At 51.8% G+C, this 22,103-nt stretch carries 24 protein-coding genes and 1 CRISPR repeat array; of the genes, 11 read left to right on the top strand and 13 right to left on the bottom strand.

Annotated elements, in window-relative coordinates; translation table 11 throughout:
* Window positions 1-141 precede the first annotated feature (141 nt).
* Window positions 142-966: a BrxR family helix-turn-helix transcriptional regulator gene (locus SH580_RS19810; protein ID WP_319832546.1), complete on the bottom strand. Its 825-nt coding sequence runs from the start codon at window positions 964-966 to the stop codon at window positions 142-144.
* Window positions 967-1,262: 296 nt separating this feature from the next.
* Here SH580_RS19810 and cas3 point away from each other — a divergent pair, with 296 nt between their 5' ends.
* Genes cas3 through cas6e form a run of 4 tightly spaced genes read left to right on the top strand, consistent with a single transcriptional unit; the run spans window position 1,263 to window position 6,564 of the window.
* Window positions 1,263-3,905 (top strand): CRISPR-associated helicase Cas3', encoded by a 2,643-nt coding sequence (cas3, locus tag SH580_RS19805; protein ID WP_319832545.1) that lies wholly within the window; start codon window positions 1,263-1,265, stop codon window positions 3,903-3,905.
* Window positions 3,906-3,919: 14 nt separating this feature from the next.
* Entirely contained in the window at window positions 3,920-5,386 is a 1,467-nt protein-coding gene (casA, locus tag SH580_RS19800) for a type I-E CRISPR-associated protein Cse1/CasA (protein WP_319832544.1), read from the top strand.
* A gap of 21 nt (window positions 5,387-5,407) precedes the next feature.
* Window positions 5,408-5,929, top strand: coding sequence for a type I-E CRISPR-associated protein Cse2/CasB (gene casB, locus SH580_RS19795; RefSeq protein WP_319832543.1), 522 nt, complete (start codon window positions 5,408-5,410; stop codon window positions 5,927-5,929).
* The gene (gene cas6e / locus SH580_RS19790) at window positions 5,866-6,564 is read left to right on the top strand and encodes a type I-E CRISPR-associated protein Cas6/Cse3/CasE (RefSeq protein ID WP_319832542.1); all 699 of its coding nucleotides are present in this window, start codon (window positions 5,866-5,868) and stop codon (window positions 6,562-6,564) included. The genes casB and cas6e overlap by 64 nt, the downstream gene beginning before the upstream one ends.
* Here cas6e and SH580_RS19785 read toward each other — a convergent pair.
* A complete protein-coding gene (locus tag SH580_RS19785) occupies window positions 6,551-6,745 on the bottom strand; it encodes a ParE family toxin-like protein (RefSeq protein WP_319832541.1) in 195 nt (64 codons plus the stop codon). The genes cas6e and SH580_RS19785 overlap by 14 nt on opposite strands.
* A gap of 37 nt (window positions 6,746-6,782) precedes the next feature.
* Window positions 6,783-7,010, bottom strand: coding sequence for a hypothetical protein (locus tag SH580_RS19780; protein ID WP_319832540.1), 228 nt, complete (start codon window positions 7,008-7,010; stop codon window positions 6,783-6,785).
* Between the two features lie 63 nt (window positions 7,011-7,073).
* On the opposite strand from SH580_RS19780, the gene cas7e reads away from it, so the two are divergent.
* The 7 genes from cas7e to SH580_RS19745 all read left to right on the top strand — a co-directional run bounded on the left by cas7e (window position 7,074) and on the right by SH580_RS19745 (window position 11,596).
* A complete protein-coding gene (gene cas7e / locus SH580_RS19775; RefSeq protein ID WP_319832539.1) occupies window positions 7,074-8,102 on the top strand; it encodes a type I-E CRISPR-associated protein Cas7/Cse4/CasC in 1,029 nt (342 codons plus the stop codon).
* Between the two features lie 5 nt (window positions 8,103-8,107).
* Window positions 8,108-8,878 carry a type I-E CRISPR-associated protein Cas5/CasD gene (gene cas5e / locus SH580_RS19770; protein ID WP_319832538.1) on the top strand — a complete coding sequence of 257 codons (771 nt, stop codon included), beginning with the start codon at window positions 8,108-8,110 and terminating at the stop codon, window positions 8,876-8,878.
* A 269-nt stretch (window positions 8,879-9,147) separates the two neighbouring features.
* Window positions 9,148-9,405: a DUF6364 family protein gene (locus SH580_RS19765; RefSeq protein ID WP_319832537.1), complete on the top strand. Its 258-nt coding sequence runs from the start codon at window positions 9,148-9,150 to the stop codon at window positions 9,403-9,405.
* Window positions 9,386-9,796: a PIN domain-containing protein gene (locus tag SH580_RS19760; protein WP_319832536.1), complete on the top strand. Its 411-nt coding sequence runs from the start codon at window positions 9,386-9,388 to the stop codon at window positions 9,794-9,796. The genes SH580_RS19765 and SH580_RS19760 overlap by 20 nt, the downstream gene beginning before the upstream one ends.
* A gap of 38 nt (window positions 9,797-9,834) precedes the next feature.
* Entirely contained in the window at window positions 9,835-10,725 is an 891-nt protein-coding gene (gene cas1e / locus SH580_RS19755; protein WP_319832535.1) for a type I-E CRISPR-associated endonuclease Cas1e, read from the top strand.
* Window positions 10,722-11,021: a type I-E CRISPR-associated endoribonuclease Cas2e gene (gene cas2e / locus SH580_RS19750; RefSeq protein ID WP_319832534.1), complete on the top strand. Its 300-nt coding sequence runs from the start codon at window positions 10,722-10,724 to the stop codon at window positions 11,019-11,021. Before cas1e ends, cas2e begins: the two co-directional genes overlap by 4 nt.
* A 5-nt stretch (window positions 11,022-11,026) precedes the next feature.
* Window positions 11,027-11,596 carry a 3'-5' exonuclease gene (locus tag SH580_RS19745; protein ID WP_319832533.1) on the top strand — a complete coding sequence of 190 codons (570 nt, stop codon included), beginning with the start codon at window positions 11,027-11,029 and terminating at the stop codon, window positions 11,594-11,596.
* Between the two features lie 65 nt (window positions 11,597-11,661).
* Window positions 11,662-13,581: direct repeats of the CRISPR family, unit length 29 nt; unit sequence GCATTCCCCACTCGCGTGGGGATGAACCG.
* A gap of 21 nt (window positions 13,582-13,602) precedes the next feature.
* Here the strand turns inward: SH580_RS19745 and SH580_RS19740 are convergent.
* From SH580_RS19740 to SH580_RS19695, 10 genes are all read right to left on the bottom strand, one after another.
* Window positions 13,603-14,280, bottom strand: a complete 678-nt coding sequence (locus SH580_RS19740; protein ID WP_319832532.1) for an aromatic aminobenezylarsenical efflux permease ArsG family transporter — start codon at window positions 14,278-14,280, stop codon at window positions 13,603-13,605.
* A 9-nt stretch (window positions 14,281-14,289) separates the two neighbouring features.
* Window positions 14,290-14,784 carry a nitrophenyl compound nitroreductase subunit ArsF family protein gene (locus tag SH580_RS19735; protein ID WP_319832531.1) on the bottom strand — a complete coding sequence of 165 codons (495 nt, stop codon included), beginning with the start codon at window positions 14,782-14,784 and terminating at the stop codon, window positions 14,290-14,292.
* Between the two features lie 7 nt (window positions 14,785-14,791).
* Window positions 14,792-15,025, bottom strand: coding sequence for a thioredoxin family protein (locus tag SH580_RS19730; protein WP_308949750.1), 234 nt, complete (start codon window positions 15,023-15,025; stop codon window positions 14,792-14,794).
* A 27-nt stretch (window positions 15,026-15,052) separates the two neighbouring features.
* A complete protein-coding gene (locus SH580_RS19725) occupies window positions 15,053-16,351 on the bottom strand; it encodes a permease (RefSeq protein ID WP_319832530.1) in 1,299 nt (432 codons plus the stop codon).
* A 44-nt stretch (window positions 16,352-16,395) separates the two neighbouring features.
* Window positions 16,396-16,701, bottom strand: a complete 306-nt coding sequence (locus SH580_RS19720) for an ArsR/SmtB family transcription factor (protein WP_319832529.1) — start codon at window positions 16,699-16,701, stop codon at window positions 16,396-16,398.
* Between the two features lie 711 nt (window positions 16,702-17,412).
* A complete protein-coding gene (locus tag SH580_RS19715) occupies window positions 17,413-18,279 on the bottom strand; it encodes a JAB domain-containing protein (RefSeq protein ID WP_319832528.1) in 867 nt (288 codons plus the stop codon).
* 394 nt (window positions 18,280-18,673) lie between these two features.
* A complete protein-coding gene (locus SH580_RS19710; RefSeq protein WP_319832527.1) occupies window positions 18,674-19,024 on the bottom strand; it encodes a hypothetical protein in 351 nt (116 codons plus the stop codon).
* Window positions 19,025-19,313: 289 nt separating this feature from the next.
* Window positions 19,314-20,855, bottom strand: coding sequence for a DUF5906 domain-containing protein (locus tag SH580_RS19705; protein WP_319832526.1), 1,542 nt, complete (start codon window positions 20,853-20,855; stop codon window positions 19,314-19,316).
* Between the two features lie 127 nt (window positions 20,856-20,982).
* Entirely contained in the window at window positions 20,983-21,600 is a 618-nt protein-coding gene (locus SH580_RS19700) for a hypothetical protein (protein WP_319832525.1), read from the bottom strand.
* Window positions 21,593-21,952: a hypothetical protein gene (locus SH580_RS19695; RefSeq protein WP_319832524.1), complete on the bottom strand. Its 360-nt coding sequence runs from the start codon at window positions 21,950-21,952 to the stop codon at window positions 21,593-21,595. The genes SH580_RS19700 and SH580_RS19695 overlap by 8 nt, the downstream gene beginning before the upstream one ends.
* Window positions 21,953-22,103 lie beyond the last annotated feature (151 nt).

Below are 22,103 nucleotides of genomic sequence, written 5' to 3'. Positions count from 1 at the left end.
AGAGAGAACTCGGGGAGTGCGTTATAAGCTAGGGCTGTTCTACTAGAATCGGCATGCCCACAAACCTCGCACCCTGCCTAAATTCACTATTGGACGTTGGACGTTCAAAGTTCGACGTTCCCCCTGCCCTAGCTCCCCACCTCAAGTCTCACAGACCCACTTCAACTGCTCTAACTCATTCAACATAGGTGGCTCTAAGGGCATCTTCACAAAGCCCAAACGGCGCAAGGCATAGATCCGCATCGCACGCCGCACATGCAACTGCAGAGCCCCCGCCTCCATACCGTAATCCATTTCAAGTGCGGTACGTTGATTCGCATCCAACTCAGGATTCGCACAAAAACTCAAAGTCTCCGTTTCCAACCAGTCCACATCCACCAGATCCTCAAAAGGACATGGCTTCCTCCGCCCCACAGTTTGAAAGCGGCCAATCACAAAGTCTTTAAACAGCTCACTGCGGTGACAATACGCACGCACATGCCAGCGCAAACCGTCAAAACCAAAGCCACGCGGGCTCAACCAACGCTTCTCAGAGCTCCCCGATTTGACGGACCAATAAGCGACCTCAACACATTCCTGATTGCAAGCCGCTAACGACAACTTTCGGTGCAATGCCAGGTCCGCCACTCGCCGCGGGCGACTGCCCCCCAGCACAAATTCACCAAGTTCAAGGCCATCACGCATGGCAGCCCCCACCACTTCCATGTCTTCACTAAAATCCGGCTCTTGTAGCACTGTCTGCATCTTCGCAGAAGCCACATAGCACTTGCGCCGCACATCATACTGACACGCCCCAGAATTCATCGTGGTGTAAGACACCAGATCCTTTGTCGCCTGCGGCAAGGAAATCCCAAAATGGTCACATAAATCCCGCCGATTGATCGAGCCACGCCAATACAACAAGCGCTCAATAAACAATAAGCGCTGCTTTTCACTCCATCCTGCAATCGTTCGATCCATCCCCATAATAAATAGGACCAGTAAACAGATGCGCACCACTTAATCAAGCCTCAACACGACCCATAAACTTTTTACGACCACTTTATATTTTACTATTGATTTACTCACTCACGAAGCTCACAAATAAATCAAGTCAAAGAAACGTTGGTAAGTTTCCATTAAAATTCCTCGCACCCAAAGCTAGCGTTGCTTACATCATACAATCAACCAATGACCTTTTACGCTCATACGAAAAGTAATCCCAACGGTCCAATCGCTCTAATGGAAGAGTGGGAGCAGCTCTTTACGGAGGATTTTAGCCGATGAAGGACTTCACACTCAATGACTGCTGGGCGAAAACGGATCCAGAGACGGGGCAGCCCTGCCTCTCTGTTACCGAACATTGTAAAATCGTCGGCTCTGTTGCTGAGACCCTACTTTCCAGACTGCCGCCTCTCGTAGCGAACCAACTACCGCAAGGAAGTGTCGCGCTGGTCGCTGCGCATGATATCGGCAAGCTCACACCTGGTTTTCAACTCAAAGCGCCACTCTGGCCATGGCACCAGACACTAAAGGAAAGCATTATCGCTGACAGTTTGACGACGAATCATGCCATCGTCAGCCAATGGCATCTGCAAAACCACTCTGCTTTGCGAGGAAACAAGAAAAGCCAATATTGGCTGGTCAGCACCGGTGGACACCACGGGAGTTATCCCCTCGCTTGCAGAACGATGAAGCAAGCCCCCTACGAAGGTGGCAACAACAGTTTCCTTCAATTACGAAACGAACTTACCGAACTTCTCATACAGAGTTTCGGCTCTCTTCCGCTTGAAATTGCAAAACATGAATTTGAGCGCATCCACCTATTGACGGGCTTCACCATTTTCTCCGATTGGATTGGTTCAAACGCGGATTGGTTTCCAGCCAACATTTCAACGGATGACAAAAGCCTAAGAGATCGCAGTCATGAGGTTCTCGACAGCTTACGCTGGAACCCGCGCATCCATCAGCAACGCAGCTTCGGCCATCAATTCACCCCTCAAGCCCCCGAGACTTTCAGCCCTCGGCCCATTCAAAGCGCCTTACTTGAAGCGGCAGACAGCCCCGGGCTTTATATCGTCGAAGCGCCGATGGGAATGGGAAAAACTGAAGCAGCATTGACTACGGCTTACCAACGCTGGACGCAAGGCGACGAGCGCGGCCTTTATTTCGCTCTCCCAACTCAGTTGACCTCCAATAAGATACACGATCGCATCACCACATTTCTTGAAAACATATTGGACGACGACAGCACCCAAACCCTAATCCATGGAAATACATGGCTAGGCGACAAGAAGTCCCAGACCATATGTCCGGCATTCAAAGAAATGAACCCGGACCAGCCCGAGAATGAAGCGAACGACATCAATGAAGCGCTGCGATGGTATAGCTCGACTCGCAAGCAATTGATGGCTCCTTTCGGCACCGGCACGATCGACCAAGCATTACTAGCGGTGCTACCGGCGCGCTTCGCCGCACTGCGCTATTTCGCACTTGCGGGTAAGGTCGTGGTCATTGACGAAGTTCACTCCTTCGACCCCTACATGTCAGCGCTAATTGATCGCTTGATTCGTTATTTAATTAAAGCGGGCTCCACAGTCATCATTCTCTCCGCCACTCTCACGGCGCAACGCCGCGCCGAACTGGTGCAAGCGGCCGGAGCCAGCGAACGCTCCCAACCCCAGGACTACCCGCTGATTACGAAAGTGCCCACCGGCTCCACTCACGCGACCCACGTTTCAGTGCCTTACCAGCTCGCCCCACAGACGGTCAATTTACGACATCAGCACATGCATCCTGATATCGAAGACGAGTTCTGGGAAAGTATCGCAGACAAAGTCGAGGCTGGAGCCAATGTCGTCGTCATTCGCAATACCGTCGCACTGGCCCAAAACACCTACCGACAACTCAAAGCTAGACTATCCAGCCGAATTCCAGACGAAAATATCGGCTTACTACATTCCCGTTTTCCTCAAAACGAACGTCAGACCAACGAAGACTATTGGACGGGAATCCTGGGCAAGGACGATGCCAAACGCCCCCAAGGTAGCCTACTGGTCTCCACTCAAATCGTCGAACAATCTGTCGATATCGACGCCGACTGCCTGATCACTGATCTCGCTCCCACGGAACTGATCCTACAACGCATCGGACGTCTCCACCGCCATCAACGACCGCGCCCCGCTGGCTTTGAACAAGCCACCTGCTACATCCTGCACCCCAGCACTGACTGGGAAGGCGACGCTGAAACGGTCAAAGACGCGCTCAGCCCGCACCACTGGATCTATCCTCCACTGACTTTATGGCAAGCCGCTCAAACACTCGCCCCATTATCCACCATACAACTTCCCCAAGACATTCGCCCCTTACTCGAACAGGCTGCGTCCTGCCAAGTGCCAGCAAAGGCCTCATCAGCGCTTTGCCAGTTTCATGACGAGCACTCTCGCAAACGTAGTGCAATGCATGGCACCGCCGCGCTCCGTGATGTTTTCAACGCTTCGGCAATCGATGACAACGAGGGCACCGAAACACGCTACGGCATAAAACCCAGCGCCCTATTGATCATTCTACCGAGCGCACCGGTCGAACAAGGTGGCAACGTCATCTGGCAACTCCCCGACGGCTCTACCGAAACGCACCGAGTTGGGGAGTTTAACTATCCGCTCGCAAAGGCACTCCAAACGCATGCCACCCGCATTCCCGCCTATTTAGTCAAAGCACAGCTAAGCAACTGCCCCGACTGGCTGAAACAGCACATCGAATCCGGAGTGCTCGCCGTCCAAGCCGACGACTCCAGCGAGCTCCAATTGGTTCACAATTCAGAAAGCGCCACCCACACCCTATCTTACCGCCACGACCTCGGCATTAGCTACGAAAAGAACGAATCCATCTCACACTTCAGCGATCCGGAAGACTTCTGGTTCTAATCTCATTTCACATCATGCAAAACTTCAATCTCATCGAATCCCCCTGGATCCCCGTCCGCTGGCGCTCGGCCAGCGACCACGAATCGCCCCCCTTGGTCTCATTAAAAGAAGCCTTTAGCCGTAGCTCTGAAATCGCCGACCTCGACTGCGCCCCCCACGAGCGCATCGCCCTCACACGACTTCTCGTCTGCATCACCCACGCGGCGCTCGGCGCGCCCGAAGATGAGGATGAATGGGAAGGCTTCGGCGACACTCTAGCAGAAGACATTCCCGCCTACCTACAACGCGACGAGATTTATCCTCATTTTAATTTACTCGGCGATGGGCCGCGCTTTTTGCAATCCAAAGTAGAGAAATCAGCTCCCCTAGTTCCGACATCAAAACTATTTCCAGAATTATCGACAAACAATAACCCAACTTTGCTGGATCACTACGGGAAATATAAATCACGCGATTTTTCGAATGCAGATATAGCTCTTGCCCTTTTAACGTTTCAGAACTTTTACCCACCATTTAAAACTGGTCAACCACAAGGCCCCTGCAGCAAGAACAGTCCACTCCACACGATACTATTAGGCAAAAATCTAGCAAAATCGATCCTACTAAACTCCCTAAGCTTAGACATCATAAATGAAGTATATGGGAAAATCGGAAAACCGATATGGGAGGAAGCTGCACCTCCTAAAGATCTCAGTTCTTTTTTAACAGGCCTAGTGCCCATACACCGAAAGCTATGGATCAAAAATGCACAAGATGGATTCTACCATATTACTGCTGATGGTGGATTTAAATACCCGACATATAACGACGGATTTTTAATTCCCTCAGTAAGCGTAGTTATAAATAAAAAAGGCGAACGATATTTACTGAAAGCTAAGATCGAGAAAGCTATTTGGAGAGATCTTCAGACCCTTTCCAATATAAGGCAAATAACAACTGAAATTGGGTTCTCAAGCGAAGCCCCTTTAACTCTTCTGGCGCACGAGGATTCCATTAAAGCCAAAGAAGCCAGGATTTGGTGTGGAACACTAATTACCAACGAATCAAAAATCGAAATTCAATGTGAATCAACATACAGCATTGACCACAACATCCTGACAGCCGAAGGCCAACACATCTACGCATCAGGTATAGATTATTGTGAGAAGATTTCAGTAAATCTAGCTTCTAGCGTGAAAGTATATTGGCAAAAAATTACGGATCCAGACCCGAAGAAACCAGCGCCAGGAAAAGGAAAAGCAGAACGTCATTACTGGCACTCACTTGATCAAGAGCATCGCAAGTTAATCCAACTGGCTAGCAAACCTAAAGACAGAATCGGCAAGCCTAAAATAGGAACTCCAGAAGCAAAGGATTCATGGACAACAACCGTTCAAAAAGCAGCTCTAGATGCCTTTGATGCAGTTTGTCCGCGTAACACTCCACGAGAATTACAAGCCTATGCTGCAGGACTTCGAAAACTGAAACTAACGATTAATTAATAAAACATAAACAACTTCACCATGAAAAAAGAAGAACCAAAGAAAGATGACGTATTCATCAGAATGCTCACCAATATGTGTAAAGACCGTGGAACTTCCGCAGCTCTGAGAAAATATTGGAGTCCAACTACTACTCACTACTCATACCCAATTCTTGGACGGCTCAGAGTGCCCAATCACAAACATCCAGATGCAATTACAGCATCTCTTTATGCCATAAATCCCAACCATCAAAACCCAGGGAAAAGCTTTGCTCAAGCATGCTTGCAGCTAGCGGGTGGAAGTATCAAAGCTCAAGCATTTGAAACCTTTGAACCACACATGCTGCGACTGCTTGCTTCATCGGAACTCGACGAATTGAAACAACAACTTCGCCGCATATCAATCCGCTTAGAACGTGCAGGCATCCCCATCAACTACAACAGATTAATGTGGGACTTAAGAAAATGGGCCAAAGAATCTGAAGACATCAAAACAGCATGGGCGATGCATTTCTGGCAGGCTCCCGTCGAACAAATCCAAACGGAGACCACCAAGGTATGATTCTGACTCAAGCACAGATCCCTTACGACATCACCGCCCGGGAATGGAAAGATGGCGGTTTTCGCGACAGCTATGCCTGGCATAAGCGAGTCTGGGAAGCCTTCCCCGGACAAGCTGAAGCGGAACGTAACTTCCTCACACGTCTCGACGATACCGGGCACGGATTCCGCCTATTAATCTTATCAGCCGACCCGCCGACCCGCCCGGACTGGTGCCCCTCGGAGCATTGGCATTCGAAGTCGGTCGAAGCCTCTTTCTTCCAACACAGAGCCTACCGGTTTTCTTTACTGGCAAACCCCACGAAAAAGCTCGTCGTGCGCGATGCCGATGGGGTGAAAAAGAAAAACGGCAAACGCATCGCCCTGAGCAAACGGGAAGACTTGATCGAATGGATCGAGCGAAAAGCGGCTCAACACGGCTTTAGCGTGGACACTCATTCTCTAAAAATGATTCCGCGCCCACGTCAGCAATTTCTGAAAAAAGGAAAGAGCGGCACGCACACTGTCACCGAATACACCGGCCAGCTGCAAGTTATAGACAACGCAGCGTTCAAACAGGCGGCCATCCACGGCATCGGTTCCGCCAAAGCCTTCGGCTTCGGCATGCTCTGCCTCGTCCCACTTACAACTGACTGATCATGCGATCATACACTTTATGATGTCCAATCCAGAACCAATACAAGGTGCCGTCCTTTTCGCGTCCCAAAGCACGATATCCCAGGCCCACGCGCACCGACCAATAGTTGCCAATCTGCTTGAAATGCAGCGATGGATGACGCGGCTCCTGCAGCCACAGACGATAATTCTTCCTCGCCAACGTTCGCACAGAACGGGGCAGCCGAGCGTAATCCGCTCTAAAGCTTTTCGTTATCGAGGAACGCATCAAGCGCTTGGGTTTCGTCAGCTTCGATCTCTTTCTCCGCTTGTGCCCAAAGCGCGTCCAAACTCCCAGAAGCGACATCCGCCTCAATCTGAGCATCCCAAGCCGCCTCACGACGCTCGATTAACTTGTCAGTCAGTTTCCAAAACGCCTCACGCGGCAGATCGCCAATCGCTTTCTCAATTTCTTCCACAGTGCTCATAAACACGAATCTATACGCAAATTAGAACATTTTTCAAACTCATAAACATCCAAACAAAAAACTATGAAACTCATCGAACTCCACATCCTCCAGTCCTTCCCTGTCTCTTGCCTCAACCGTGACGACGTCGGCTCTCCGAAATCAGCGGTCTTCGGCGGCGTGCCACGTGCGCGTATTTCCAGCCAGTGCCTCAAACGTGCCAGCCGTGTTCTGGCGCAAACAACATGGCCTGAGGCTAAATTTACAGGAATTCGAACGCGTTTCATCAATGAACGCTTCATTGAAGCATTGCTAGCAGCTGGGTTACCAGAGAAAGAAGCGAAAGATAAAGCGAAGGAATTATGCGAAGTCTATGGCACTATTGACCCCAAAAATGAATTCAAAATAAAGACCCCATTATTTATTTCACCTAACGAAATTGAAACCGTAGCAAATCTAATAAAAGAAGGAAAAAAACCTAAGGCGGCTTCACAAAAAGCATCACCTTCAGATTCAGCAGATATTTGCTTATTTGGCCGAATGATTGCCAATGATCCAACAATCAACGTCGAAGGCGCTGGAATGTTTTCACACGCGCTCTCGACTCACAAAACCAATAACGAAGTCGATTTCTTTTCTGCCGTAGGAGACCACAGGAAAGACGCAGAAGATGCTGGAGCTGATCATATCGGTAGCCTCGAATTCAATTCAGCCACCTACTACCGCTACATCGCGATCAACCTCGACCTACTCGAAGCCCCTAGTCACCTTGGCGGGCTCAGCTCCGATGAACGAAAAGCCATTTTACGCGCCTTTATTCAATCATCACTCACCTCTGTGCCGAATGCCCGTAAAAACTCAATGAATGCCGGCACCCTGCCCCATGAAGTCTTGGGCATACGCAAAGACAAAGGGCAACCACTACAGCTCATCAACGCCTTTGAAGAACCCGTCAAGAACACTGGCAAGGGCTTCGCTTCCACTTCGCTGGAAAAAATGAAAGAGCACTTAAGCTCGATTGAAAAGGTCTGGGGCCCACAGGGCGACAAGCACTATCTCACTCAAACCGAAGGCGGCTTGGATGCCTTCATCGACGCCCTCCTACAAGACTAAGTATCATGCCTGCCTTAGCCTTTTACATTGATGCGCCCTTACAATCCTGGGGCGCATCCTCCAAATTTCAATATCGAGAGACCAATGCCTTTCCGACCAAGAGTGCTTTGATCGGACTCATAGCAGGCGCGCTCGGCATCGATAAAAATTTATCTTCCGAAGCCAATTTACTGCGCCCGATCGCCGACTTGAAATTAACTGTAGTGCGCTTGAATAAACAGCTTACTCAGCGTGCCATCTCCCCCACACGCTTCACGGATTTTCATACCGTCGGTGGTGGTTATACTCCTCTGAATGAAAGAGATCAGACTAGTTGGCAAGCAATGATGTGCAACCATAAGGCATCCGGCGGAATAAAGAAAACTAAAGGCACCCCAGACGGAGTCATCACACGTCGATCTTATCTCACGGATGCCCGCTTTGCCGCCTTGCTTGAAGGTGATGCTGCGATCTTAAGCCAAGTTCAGGCGGCATTACTCGATCCCGTATGGGGCGTGTGGTTTGGGCGAAAAACCTGCCTGCCTGCAAGCCCACTGACGCCCACCTTGGGTGCGGACCGTCAAGCTGCTTTCGATCAGTTACTAGACGCCTTACCGGCAATGACAAGCGCGCCTCTGGAAAGCTTCGAGTATCAAGAAGAATTGGACGCCAATCCAGATCAGGACGGTGCTTTCTATCAAAGCGACCAACCCATCGCCTTCGGGCAGCACCACGGTGCCGTGCCAGCGGCCTATCAGGCACGCGGTATCAGGCATCACCGCCCAGCGACTGATTAAGCGATCCAACAAAAAAATGAGCAGCCTTTAACTCTAACGATAAGGTGATTATACTTCATCTACAATTCCGAGGGATTCTATAAATAATGAACCAAGATCGAATGCCCAACGGCGTATTATTTAAAACGGCGTTGGGCCGCCACTATTATCTTAAACACATACTAAAGTAGGAGTGAGCGCTCAGCATTTGTTTCACATCAGTCTCCCCTAATTATATTGTTCACTAGCCCCCTTGACTTCGCACAGCTGCACAGTTACTGTGCTACCTTATGAAAAATATTACATTGAAAGTGGACGATGAAACCTACCGTAAGGCACGCATCCGCGCCGCGAAGGCGGGAACCTCGGTGAGTGCAATGGTGCGGGAATTTCTCAATCGGGATGAGGACGAAATCGAAGCACGCGAGACCAAGCGTATTCAGGCGATGGAGGCACTTTACTCCATCGCCAATCAACGCGCGAAAAGTGACCGTGCCCCTGTTCAACCCATGAGCCGAGACGACATCTATGCAGAACGCGTTCGTTGATACCAATATCCTCGTCTATGCAGCAGATGAATCGTTACCGATCAATCGTAAGACGCAGATTGCCCGCAAATTGCTACTGCAGCGCGGCCTCCATCTATCGGTGCAGGTGCTCAACGAATTCATAGTCAACGCACGCAACCGCAAAAAGTTGAACCTCACCGCACAGGAAGAACTCGACTGGATTGAGCGTTGGCTAATGTTCCCCATTCAAGACATGACGGCTGAAACCTTTCTCGACGCCCGACTCTTTCATGAACGTTATCAAGTCAGCCACTGGGATGGTTTGATCCTAGCTGCTGCCCAAAAAGCAAAGTGTCAACGACTCTACTCCGAAGACCTCCAAAGCGGACAATTCTACGACGACATCGAAGTTATCAACCCATTTATATAAGCACCGTTTCCTGAAATTCTCAGCCCTCAGCTCTCCCCATGCCCCTCTTCCAACGCCCTCCCCTCGATACGCTCACGTCTGCCAAAGACCGATGGACGCCCATCTATCTGGAGCACGGGCGTATCGAGGTGGATGACGCGGCAATTAAGTGGATCGATTCCAAAGGTAAAACCTGCCCCATTCCCGTGGCGACCGTCTCCGCACTCATCCTCGGTCCGGGCACTACCGTCACCCATGCGGCCATTAAGGCCGCGGCTCAATGCAACTGCCCCATTTTCTGGCTGGGTGAAGATGGACTCCGCTTCTACGCCTTTGGCATCACTCCGAATCATGACAATTCGATGGCTCGTATCCACGCCGAAGCCTGGGCAGCCCCGCGAAAGCGTAACGAAGTCGCCCGCCGGATGTTTCGCCACCGCTTCCCGGATGTGCCGACCAGTGGCGTATCGATTGAACAACTACGGGGAATGGAAGGAAAACGCGTCAAAAGAATCTACGAAGATCTGGGCAAGCACTATGGCGTCACCTGGAAAGGACGCAATTATTCGCCGTCCAATTGGAACATGGCGGACAATATCAACCGGGCCCTTTCCGCCGCGACTGCCTCGCACTACGCATTGATCGCCGCAGTGTGTTGCTCGATGGGCTTTATCCCACAATTGGGATTTGTCCATAAGGCCGGCACACTCCCCTTTATCTACGACGCCGCCGATTTATATAAACACGAAACATCCTGGCCCGCCGCGTTTGAAGCGATCTCAATCGATCCTAAAGACGATGGTAAACTCGTGCGTAAAATCCTAAAGCGAAATGTCGAGCAAAGCCGCATGTTGCAACGCGCTCCGAAGGAACTTAAAGCCTTATTCGACGATCTGAGCACGCTGCAAGAGCCGAAGCCGCATCCACTCCAACCCAAATCCGAAGCATGACCGTAATCGTAGCCAACGACGTGCCTGCCTTTATACGCGGACACTTGAAACGATGGTTTATTGAACCACGGCCCAATGTGTTTGTCGGCACTTTAAATGTGCGCACTCATGACAAAGTGATGCAGTTTATCGTTAAACACGCCCCACCCGATTTTGGCTTTTTGAGCATCACCTCCTGGCCAAACTGCCAAGGCTACAAAATGGAACGCTTCGGCCCTCAAGGTGCCAGCGGACAGCAAGAACTGGAGCTTTCCGGTATTTCGCTGATCGAAGAACTTAGCAACAAATCGAAGTAGTCGGCATGCATCTAATCATTGACACCGAAACCACTGGACTCACGCCACTCAGTTTTGTCACCGAGCGTAACTATAAGCAATGGCCGCGCATGGTGCAGATTGCCTGGGGTCTCGTTGATGAGGGCGCGATAGAAATCGATCACAGCGCCCTGATTCGCCCCGTCGGTTTTCAAATTCCGTACAGTTCAATGCGCATCCACGGCATCACACAAACACAAGCCGAAGAAGAAGGCGAAGATCTCCACTTACAGCTAAAAATGCTGAACAAGGTCATGCAGGATGCGGACACCATTGTAGCGCACAACTTAAATTTCGACTTAGGCATTATCCAAAGCGAAGCCATGCGGATTGGCTATCCCATCGCATTCCCTAATAAACGCCATTGCACCGCCTACATGGGCCAAGCCTATCTACGCAAAGAAAAGAAGCAGCGGCTGGCAGACTTCCCAAGTTTAGGCGAACTACACCAGCAACTACTCGGTGACGACTACGGGCCCAAACACGATGCCCTCCGTGACGTTATCGCCTGTGCAAGTGCCTACGAACACCTACGCCGACTCGGTTACGCAAAATAATATCTACCCTTGCTCTTTTGATCATTTTCAAATTTCAAGTTCTGTAAGTCACTCGTAATACGAGAGCATTCCCCACTCGCGTGGGGATGAACCGGTATTTTATACTTTCGCAGAGCATCAACAGCTGCATTCCCCACTCGCGTGGGGATGAACCGTATAGAATCCAGAAAACCCGAAATCAAAGGAGGCATTCCCCACTCGCGTGGGGATGAACCGTTTCCTGCCGGTCTTCTCGTGATTGGGAATATGCATTCCCCACTCGCGTGGGGATGAACCGCTTTAGAGTCTCGTATGCCTTCGATTCGTGCGGCATTCCCCACTCGCGTGGGGATGAACCGTAGTGAAATAGCAACTTTAATCTTGCTAAGTGGCATTCCCCACTCGCGTGGGGATGAACCGGCGACGACAGACGGAGCGATTAAAGCGGCTATGCATTCCCCACTCGCGTGGGGATGAACCGCCAGCCGCCGCAGAACAAGCAAAAAGCGGACTGCATTCCCCACTCGCGTGGGGATGAACCGGCTGGCGCGATAGCTGGCAATCGTGGCCGGGCGCATTCCCCACTCGCGTGGGGATGAACCGACAGATGAATACAAATGAATACCTTAATCAAGGCATTCCCCACTCGCGTGGGGATGAACCGCTGAAGTTTGAGCCGGTGAAGAATAGTGATGGGCATTCCCCACTCGCGTGGGGATGAACCGCCGGAGTCGGACACTGCGCGGCGTAAGCGTATGCATTCCCCACTCGCGTGGGGATGAACCGCCATGGCATCACCCTGGAGTGGTCGAGTTGCTGCATTCCCCACTCGCGTGGGGATGAACCGTGAAGTGCGTCGGGTCGCTCATATCGCAACCGGCATTCCCCACTCGCGTGGGGATGAACCGCGCTCGAACTGTAGTTGCTATGTCAATACAGAGCATTCCCCACTCGCGTGGGGATGAACCGTTGGAACTGAGCAATGATAGCCTCCTCAGCTTGCATTCCCCACTCGCGTGGGGATGAACCGGCCACTGCGACGGCGTAGCGTTGGGCATTCCTGCATTCCCCACTCGCGTGGGGATGAACCGCAGATAAACGGACTGCGAGAGTATTTGTTCAAGCATTCCCCACTCGCGTGGGGATGAACCGCTGCGGGGCGACTCATTTTTTCGGACTAGTATGCATTCCCCACTCGCGTGGGGATGAACCGATACCTGACGCAGGCGAGGCCACCTACAGCAAGCATTCCCCACTCGCGTGGGGATGAACCGGCGGGGTCATAGTGGATACCATACTTTACGGAGCATTCCCCACTCGCGTGGGGATGAACCGTAAATGTAAAGCCACTGTTGCAGCCTGAAAAAGCATTCCCCACTCGCGTGGGGATGAACCGGCAGCGGGAGCCATGTTAATTCTTCATATAAAGCATTCCCCACTCGCGTGGGGATGAACCGTCCTCTTGCAGTCCGCTTTTCGTTGCTCTTTGGCATTCCCCACTCGCGTGGGGATGAACCGCAGTATGTGAGTGGGCGTGTGCTCCTGGCTAAGCATTCCCCACTCGCGTGGGGATGAACCGCCACCCGGACCCCCGCGATCTGCTGGCCGTAGGCATTCCCCACTCGCGTGGGGATGAACCGACGGCGTAACATTCGCTGTCCTAAGCTGCACAGCATTCCCCACTCGCGTGGGGATGAACCGTCGTGGACGATGTGCAATCACTTAAATCATAGGCATTCCCCACTCGCGTGGGGATGAACCGCAGGTAGAGGCGCGTATCGCAGCTTCTTCCGTGCATTCCCCACTCGCGTGGGGATGAACCGGAGTATGCGCTGCGGGAGGCTGGCTTGTGGCCGCATTCCCCACTCGCGTGGGGATGAACCGCCGACGATTCGACAGCAACAATAACACGCACAGCATTCCCCACTCGCGTGAGGATGAACCCCCAGCATATCCGTGATGGGCGAGCTCGTGTGGGCATTCCCCACTCGCGTGGGGATGAACACAACTGATTTCTGTAACAATATTTAATACAAACTATCGAGCGTCAGCCAGACACCAATGCCGATCAACAAGGCTGCGGTGATCCAGAGCAATTTCTTTTGCACGGCTTGCAAGCCGCCCAGCAGTGCGCTGGCCTTGCGGGAGCTGAAGACGATGACCAGCGCGATGATCCCGACCGGGAGCGACGTACCCAGGCCGTAAAGCAAGACAGGCACGGGAGGCAGGGACGATTCCAGTGACAGTGGAATGAGTGAGCCAAAAAACAAGGCTGCGGAAACGGGGCAAAATGAAAGCGCAAAGATGGCACCGATCATGAATTCGCCCAGCAGTCCCCAGCGGGACAAGCGCTCGGTGGTGGCAGCACTGCCGAGCTTCAATTCGAAGGGCAAGGGCAACCAACCGACTATCGCCATCCCCGTCAAGATGAGTAAGGGACCGATAAAGGGGCCGATCCCGTTGCGCAGAAACGCCGACAGTCCGGGCATGGAACTGAGCCCTCCCAACAGGATGAGCGCCAAAGCCAGATAAACAACCATTCTGCCGAGGGTATAAGCAAGCGCGCCCAGCACTGCGTATCTTTGATTACCGACCTTTCGGCTGAGCATTGAGATGGCGGCCACATTGGTCGCCAAAGGACAGGGGCTGACCGAGGTCACGATCCCGAGCCAAAGCGCGGTAAAGCTGGATATCAATAAAGCCATAACCTTGAATTAGATTGTTTTCGGTAGCACTTCGCGGATACCGGCATCGAGATAATCTTTAAAACTCTCGGGCTCATTTAAGTAGGTCCACACATCGTCCATGCGCTGCCAGCGGACTTGTTTTGGGTCGGCTGATTCTTTGGCGATGATTACGGTTTTAAAGGAAAGCTCATAGTCTTCGACGTAGTGCTTGTTTTCCGGGCGATCGATGTTGTGCGTTTCAAACACCAGTGCGCCGTCAGCGAGCGCATCGGCGAAGCGCTCGTTTAAGGTTTCACGCGTGAGGGCTTCGATCTTTTTGCAGGAGATACAACGCACGTCGGAGGTAAAATAAGTGACCGTAACGCGCTCAGATCGCACCGGCGCTGAAGCGACTGCATCCGCGGCGGCCGTGACTGTCGGCTCAGGGCTGACAGACGGCGCCGGCTGCAATTTTTGGTAAATACCCGCGCCTATGCCCAGGAGAACCAGCAATAAAAGTAGGCTTTGTAGAATACGTTTCATGGCAGCACTATTGGAGCATTTGTTTTAAATCTTCCGCAGACGGAACCTTGCCTGCGACTTTGACCACGCCGTCCACTACCATGGCAGGGGTGATCATGACGCCGAAATCAGCAAAGCGCATCATGTCGGTGACCTTCTCGATGGTATATTCGATACCGAGTTCGCTGGCAGCCGCTTCGGCCGCTGCGGTGAGTTGATTGCATTTGGCACATCCCGTGCCGAGGATTTGTATTTGTTTCATAATGTGTCCTGTTTGAGTTGCGGATGACTAAGAAAAAAGAAAGCCGTAGATCCAGCCGCTGAGGGTGGCCATGGTCACCACCAAGCTGACGTAGACGGTGGTCTTCTTGGGCCCGATGATGGAGTTGATCACCAGCATGTTGGGCAGACTCAGCGCGGGGCCCGCCAGCAGCAGCGCCAGCGCGGGACCGCTGCCCATACCGTTGCCAAGCAGGCCTTGCAGAATCGGGATTTCAGTGAGCGTTGCAAAATACATGAAGGCGCCCGCTAAGGAGGCAAACAGGTTGGCCCCCAGCGAGTTGCCCCCGACCGACTGGCTGATCCACTCCGAAGGGATCAATCCCTCCGCGCCTGGCCGTCCGAGTAAGAGCCCTGCCACCAGCACCCCACCGAGTAAGAGCGGCATGATTTGCTTGGTATAAGACCAGGTCTGCTCAAACCATTCCCCCGTCTCACCTTTTTGCCCCGCAGTCATCCAAACCAGTCCCAGCACCCCGGTGAACACCGCCCAAGTCGCATGCCCCTGTGTGAGTATCGCAACCAGAGCGACCGCAGCAATGGTGAGGCAGACGCGCAGGCCCGACACATGCATCCAACGCCAAAGCATCCACATAAACAGCAAGGCAAAGGCCGAGCTCAACCACCACTTGATCGCATAGACCGCGCCAAAGAATCCGGCATCGTCCGCGCCTCCCCAATTGGCAAAAACCAATATGGCCACCATATTGGCAAAGAAGGCAGCCGTCTGCCAGAGCGGGCGCGCCGCTTCATCGTCCGGCATGGCCACTGCCGCGGCCGCTTTTTGCTGCTCCTCTTTGCGAAAGAAGAAAGCCATCAATAAGCCGATCAGCAGGCTAAAGCTCACCGCGCCAATGGCCCGGGCCAATCCAATCTGTGCGCCCAAAACCTTGGCAGTGAGGATGATGGCCAGCGCGTTGATCGCAGGCCCGGAATAGAGAAAAGCCGTAGCTGGACCCAGCCCCGCGCCCATACGATAAATCCCCGCAAACAAGGGAAGCACCGTGCAGGAACAAACGGCAAGGATGGTGCCCGAAATCGCACCGAAGCCATAAGCCAGCGGTTTGGGTGCCTTCGGCCCCAAGTAGCGCATCACTGATGACTGCGATACAAAGGCCGCGATGCCGCCCGCAATCCAAAATGCCGGCAAAAGACAAAGTACGACATGCTCACGCGCATACCACTTGGTCAAGGCCAAGGCTTCCGTGACGGAGTGATCAAAGCGAGCACTGCCCACCGGAAGAAAGTAAAAGACCAGAAAGATCGCGCCCAAATAGGCGGCGATTTTATATTCAGTTTTAGCATTCATATTACTATTACGCGAAATAGCGAAATAAAGGATTAAAAAAAGTTTCAGGTCTCCATGCTGTGGCAAGTGCAGTCCGCATTGACAGTCTCGCCATCCTGCTCCAGGCAAGCGATGAACTGACTCACACAGGGCAGACTCAGTTTATAAAAAACCTGCAAGCCGCGTTTTTCATCGGTCACAATACCAGCCTCCTTGAGCACCGAGAGATGACGGGATACAGTCGACCAGCCCAGATCCACACTTTCGACCAAATCACAGACACATTTCTCGCCCTCGCCTAAGAGTTTGACGAACTGCACCCTAGCCGGATGGCCTAAAGCTTTGAACACATCTGAGGTGGAATTTGACATTGCACTACACTAATTTCGCAAGAATGCGAAATAGTCAAGTTACATTTTAAATTTTGCGAGTAATCTCAGAATTTTATTAGATCATCCGAAAGCTAGCCTACTGCTTTGCTTTGCAAGCGATGTCGAAGCAATCGAAACTAAGTTGCGGGGCCCCTAAGCCTCTCCCCGGTTCTGAGAACCGAGGCCACCCAAGAAAGCTCTAAATCTCAGCACCACTAAAAAAGGCCGCCCTTACGGACGGCCTTTAAAGTGGTGGTGAGAGCCGGATTGGTTTTGCGACGCAAAATCTCTGCGAGATCCCCCTCCGGGGGCCCCATCTCCAGTCGCTGCGCTCCTTTCGTCGAACCAGCGCTGGTTCTTCATCCGTTCTCACCACTAAAAAAGGCCGCCCTTGCGGACGGCCTTTAAAGTGGTGGTGAGAGCCGGATTGGTTTTGCGACGCAAAATCTCTGCGAAATCCCCCTCCGGGGGCCCCATCTCCAGTCGCTGCGCTCTTTTCGTCGAACCAGCGCTGGTTCTTCATCCGTTCTCACCACTAAAAAAGGCCGCCCTTACGGACGGCCTTTAAAGTGGTGGTGAGAGCCGGATTCGAACCAGCGAACTCAAAGAGAACAGATTTACAGTCTGCGGCTCATAGTTGAAAAACAACAAGTTACAAAAACCGAAGTGCCAGTTTCCTGAAAAAAAGGTGTTTTTCGGCATATTCCGACCTTAAACTAGGTGCCCCCGCTTCCGCCATTCCGCGATATTATAGCGAGGGCCATCGAGCGATGGTGCGAGAGCCGGAGCGGCCCAAAGCTCTGGGTCTACGTAGTAAGACGAGCAGTTGCCAATAGGATTCATGACGATGAAATCTATCAACTCAGATCCAAGCATTGCGGCTGCCCCAAGTAAACGCTTCAGCTCGCGGGCATCATCTTCATTCGGGATTGAATCAGCAGGATGCACCCGCACGACGACAACGCCACGCGCCCCACGATCCAGGGCAGCTCTGAACGCCCTAGCAGGCGCTACCGGTGAGTGAGGACGATCCAGTAAAGTAAGCCGTTCGCGAAAGATTGGCTTTAAATCCTGCCCCACTCCGATCGCCCACAATTGAGGCACTTCAATACCAGCGTTAAGCTCACGTAGGTATTCAACCGCCATATCAGAAACCTGCATCGACTTGCAAAACTCATCGTCTTGAGCGGAAGCCTCCAGCCAGCTTTGCGCTTCCCCGCAAATAATTTGTTTGCTCAGCGCCTCAACTGTGAGACCGCGCAATTTTGCAGCCGCGCACAGATCGGCGTATTCATCACCGGAAAGCACGACGGATACAGCTTGAACCGCCCCTGATTCATCGGAACTTAAGAGCGGCATCATTTCACGACGCCGCGCCAGTGCCCCAGGGCATTGCTTGTCGCCTTGCCCGTATGGCAATGGCTTACTTAATGCGCGGGCCGCCCCATTGGCCACAGCAACGCGATTGAATAGCCGCTCCCTTTGTCCCGCCACCTTAGCGGCAATAATTAGCTCATGCAACTCACGGCTAGAAACTGGCACATTGAGAATGAAGGCATTACATTTCAGGTCTTTCATTTTTTAATCTTCCTAGATGCGCCCCAACGCGAGCGGGTGGAAATGGGCCAAAGCAGCCCGACCGCCCACGCAGGGCGCAAAGTATTCACTACATAGAAAGATGCTTTGTTTTTTCACGTTTGAATTCGTAGGGCTGATTTCCACGTCAGCCATTACGCTGACAATCCAGCCAGAAGGCGCGCCACTGTTCAAGCCCTAATTTAGCGCAGTAGTAAAAGGCCAAAAATTACGCAAGCACACGAAAGCGCACGCTTTCAAGGCAGAAACGAAACGACACGACGCGGCGACATAGCGCAGGCAGAAAAACGACGCACGTCGCCAAACCTTCGAGGCTAGCCCCGGATCAATAGATTCCTTAGTGGGGGGCCTTGATCCGTGAAACCCGCCTCACGAATCAAGCGAAATCCGGTAGATCATAGCGCCCAGCCCGATCGCGGACCAGCTCCCGAACCCGAGCCACACCGAAGCCATGCTTATTGGCCACAGATTTAACGGTCAAATCTCGATCCCCCAGCCCAGCAGCTAGACAGATGATATCGGCCTCGAATGCGGCATTCGACCAGGCAGGTGGATGGATCAAATCTAGCACCACGCGTCTTAAGGCTAGATCGACATCAACCTTGCCCGAACCATCGCAAGAGATACCGGCCCCCTCTAAAAAATTAATCGCGTCACGGATCTCACCGCGATCTGCACCGCATGAATACAAAATAGAATCTTCGAATGAATTTATATGAGATGACATATTGTCGTTATATTTGCAGGTTACTGGCTACAGCCCAACCGCGCAGGCGCGTGTGTTTAGTATATATGTTAAATATAACGACAATATGTCATAGACTGCCCAGAAACCTATTGATTCAGCCAATCGCGCCTTGTCGTTATCAAAAACCTTGTCGTCAGTGATGTCTGAATAATGTCATTTTTTCGACGAAGACCACCTGCACCACCCCGAACAGGCCCGCCACCGAGATAAAAAAAAGCTATAACGTCAGAAACTGACATTATAGCTTTTGAGATAATGACAAGAAATCTCATGTTCGCTTGAACACTCCATCACGTGACAACCACCAATAACGCGTCCCATTGCTGTCGCGCCGCTGTATCGCATGGCCACTATTTCGCGCTTCAACTTGCTTCAGATAGCGGCCAATCGAACGAACCTTGAGCGCTTCCGCCTCGGCCCTTGTGAGCTTATACACTTCGTAATGCTCGCGCAACTCATCAATCATGGCTTGACACGTCGCAACATAGCAGTGCTCCGGAAGTTCAACCCCATTAAACTCAATCATGCCATGCCGCATTAGCGTATTACAGAGCAAATCCCACGTCTCACGCCAAGGCGCTACGTCCTCAATGATATCGACAATACCAGGGTGGTGCCACGGCTTGACCGGGAATCTATGCGTTGGCCCCCATTCCTTGGGCAGCTCGTAAACATTGCGCAGCCAATGCTTAAAAAAAGGAAGCTCTTCGACGATCGCACTCCAGAGCATACGCTTCTTGAGCGGTGAATCAGTCGTCAATGGCACGGATTCACCATGTGCTTTGAGCAGCACGAACTTATCGCCGCACATATCAATCGGAGGCAGCACGCGCAAACTGTCTTCATCCGTATTACACAGCATCAGCACACGCCATAGCGGAGCGGATTCGAGAGCCTTAGCGCCTTTGCCGTGCAGCCGATTACCAGCGCCGACAGTGAATTGCTTGAGCTTCTGCGATAGATTGTGCCTCGATCGGATATCTGTTTTATCTGCCTCGTCATCAATTAACATCAAGGTCGCTTCAAAAAGTTCCTCGTTAAAGTTGGTCGTGCCGGTCAAATACTCATATGGAAAACCACGCCGCCCGCCATAAATTACGCGCATGATTTCAGATAGCAAAGTCTTACCCGCGCTAGGCTCGCCCGCAATGAACAACGCAGGCGCTTGACTGGGTAAGCTATTCTCACTGCACCCCCTCACGAGTGCGGTGTATGTATCTTGCATGATCCCCCAAACTAGGTGCCGCTGATCATAATCATCACGGTTAAAAAGGTTATTGAAAAAGCGCCACAGAATCGGGAATCGAGCAGCATCCTTATGCTCGCTCTCTAGCGTCTCGATATTTAGCTCTCGCAAATCATCGACCCATTTCGAGCCAATAGCACTGTCGCCACAATCGAGACCATCGGCAAATGCAGTAAGACGATCTTCATTCCAACAAACGGCAGCTGCACATTCAGTGCCCATGTCTTGCGAATGAGTCACCAGCACTTTACGGCCATTGAGACGATAAAACCCAGCCTTATAACCAGCGAGCAGACCGCAATAGTCGAGCACCTGGTTTTTCTTAATTTCCAGAATAGCAGCTTCACACTCGGATAGACGCTTGCCGCTCTTGACCTCATCCTCAGACAGCGAGTTGCGCAGCCCTTGAGCCTTTAGCTCCAAAACCATATCCGCCCGAGTGAGAACAACCCATTCGCCCCTTTTATTCGGAATATAAAAAGAATCACCAGGCAAAAACCAAGATTCACGCCAACGCTTACGCGGCGGATCGACTTTCAACCCTGTTTCTGAATTTTTGCTCATGATATAAATTAATGGGTGCGGCACCAACCTCAGCAGCGAGGCAACACAGGCACCGCACCCGGTATGCTAATTCCGGGGAACTACCCCCTTTTTCAGAGCTCTCATGCTCCAAAAAATTCAAAAAAATCTAATCGGCAACCTTCCCTGAGCTGTCGTCAAATTTGCCGGTCATTTGCAGCAGATTTGATTCTAAAACGGCGAGCTCGCCTTCAACCTCTTTAATGCGCGCTGGCACTTCAAGCTTGAGAACAGATATTATCGTATCTCTGCGCATGCAACAGCCTACAAATTGGTTAACTCGATTCCCGTCACCATAGCCACGCTTCGCTTGCAGATGCGAATCGATCCATTGCTTTTCTTGACTAAGAGCTGACTGCAGGCCCTCTTCTAAATCCTGCACCCCTTCCAGCTGTAGCTTCTTATCAGAAATTTGGATTTCGATACGACGAATCGCAAGCTGCTTTTCTGCAACCTCACGCCGCTTCTCTTCGATTCGTTGGCGGTGCTCCTCGAATTCAGCTTCCGCCACATCGAGCGCCGAAAATTCCGGCGAGAGATTCGATCCAAGAGGAATATCTCTGCGAATCTTTCGGTAATAGTAATCCCGATTTTCATCGCTTAGTTCGACATCTGGCCAATTACGATTCATAGCCAATTCAGCCGCTGTCTTAGCGGGCGCGCCGTTAGATTTTTCAGTAGTATCACTCATTTTATTGCTAGTCCTAGTCTTTTGGTAATTAAACATCAACTTCGATGCCCGCCTCCGCATACGCTGCGGCCTTGTATTCAAGAGCTACACGTAACGCTGCAATCTGCCAGCAGGCACTGACAAAGGCCTCATCGGTGTTTAGATCACCCGCAGCGCTTGGAAGGTTCTGTTCAGCAACAGATTCCGCTTCCTGCAGCCGGTGCTGCAGCCGATCAAAAAACGAAGCTACGCGCTCTTTATAGGCGCTGAGTTTGGCATCGATTTTTGCCTGTTGCTCCGCCTGAAGTCGTTCGTTACGCTCGGCGTTTTGGGCCGCAGAAATTACCTTCCGAGCTGCTAGGAAGTCAGCTTGTGCTTTCTCTAGTTCAATTTTGGTGGGTTTGTCCATGGTTGGTTGCTATTTTCTTAGTTTGGTTAGCGATTTTAAAGCATGCGAATTCCGAACAGATCGCCGCTCCAGATTCACTGAAAGCTTCGAACTTGTAGTTGTTGTTTGAATACTAGACCCGCTCGCAAGAGCTGCAAGGCTCTTGCGAGCA

It is taken from the genome of Coraliomargarita algicola (assembly GCF_033878955.1).
In the GTDB taxonomy this organism is placed as follows: Bacteria; Verrucomicrobiota; Verrucomicrobiia; order Opitutales; family Coraliomargaritaceae; genus Thalassobacterium; species Thalassobacterium algicola.
This window is presented reverse-complemented; position numbering and strand designations above follow the sequence as displayed.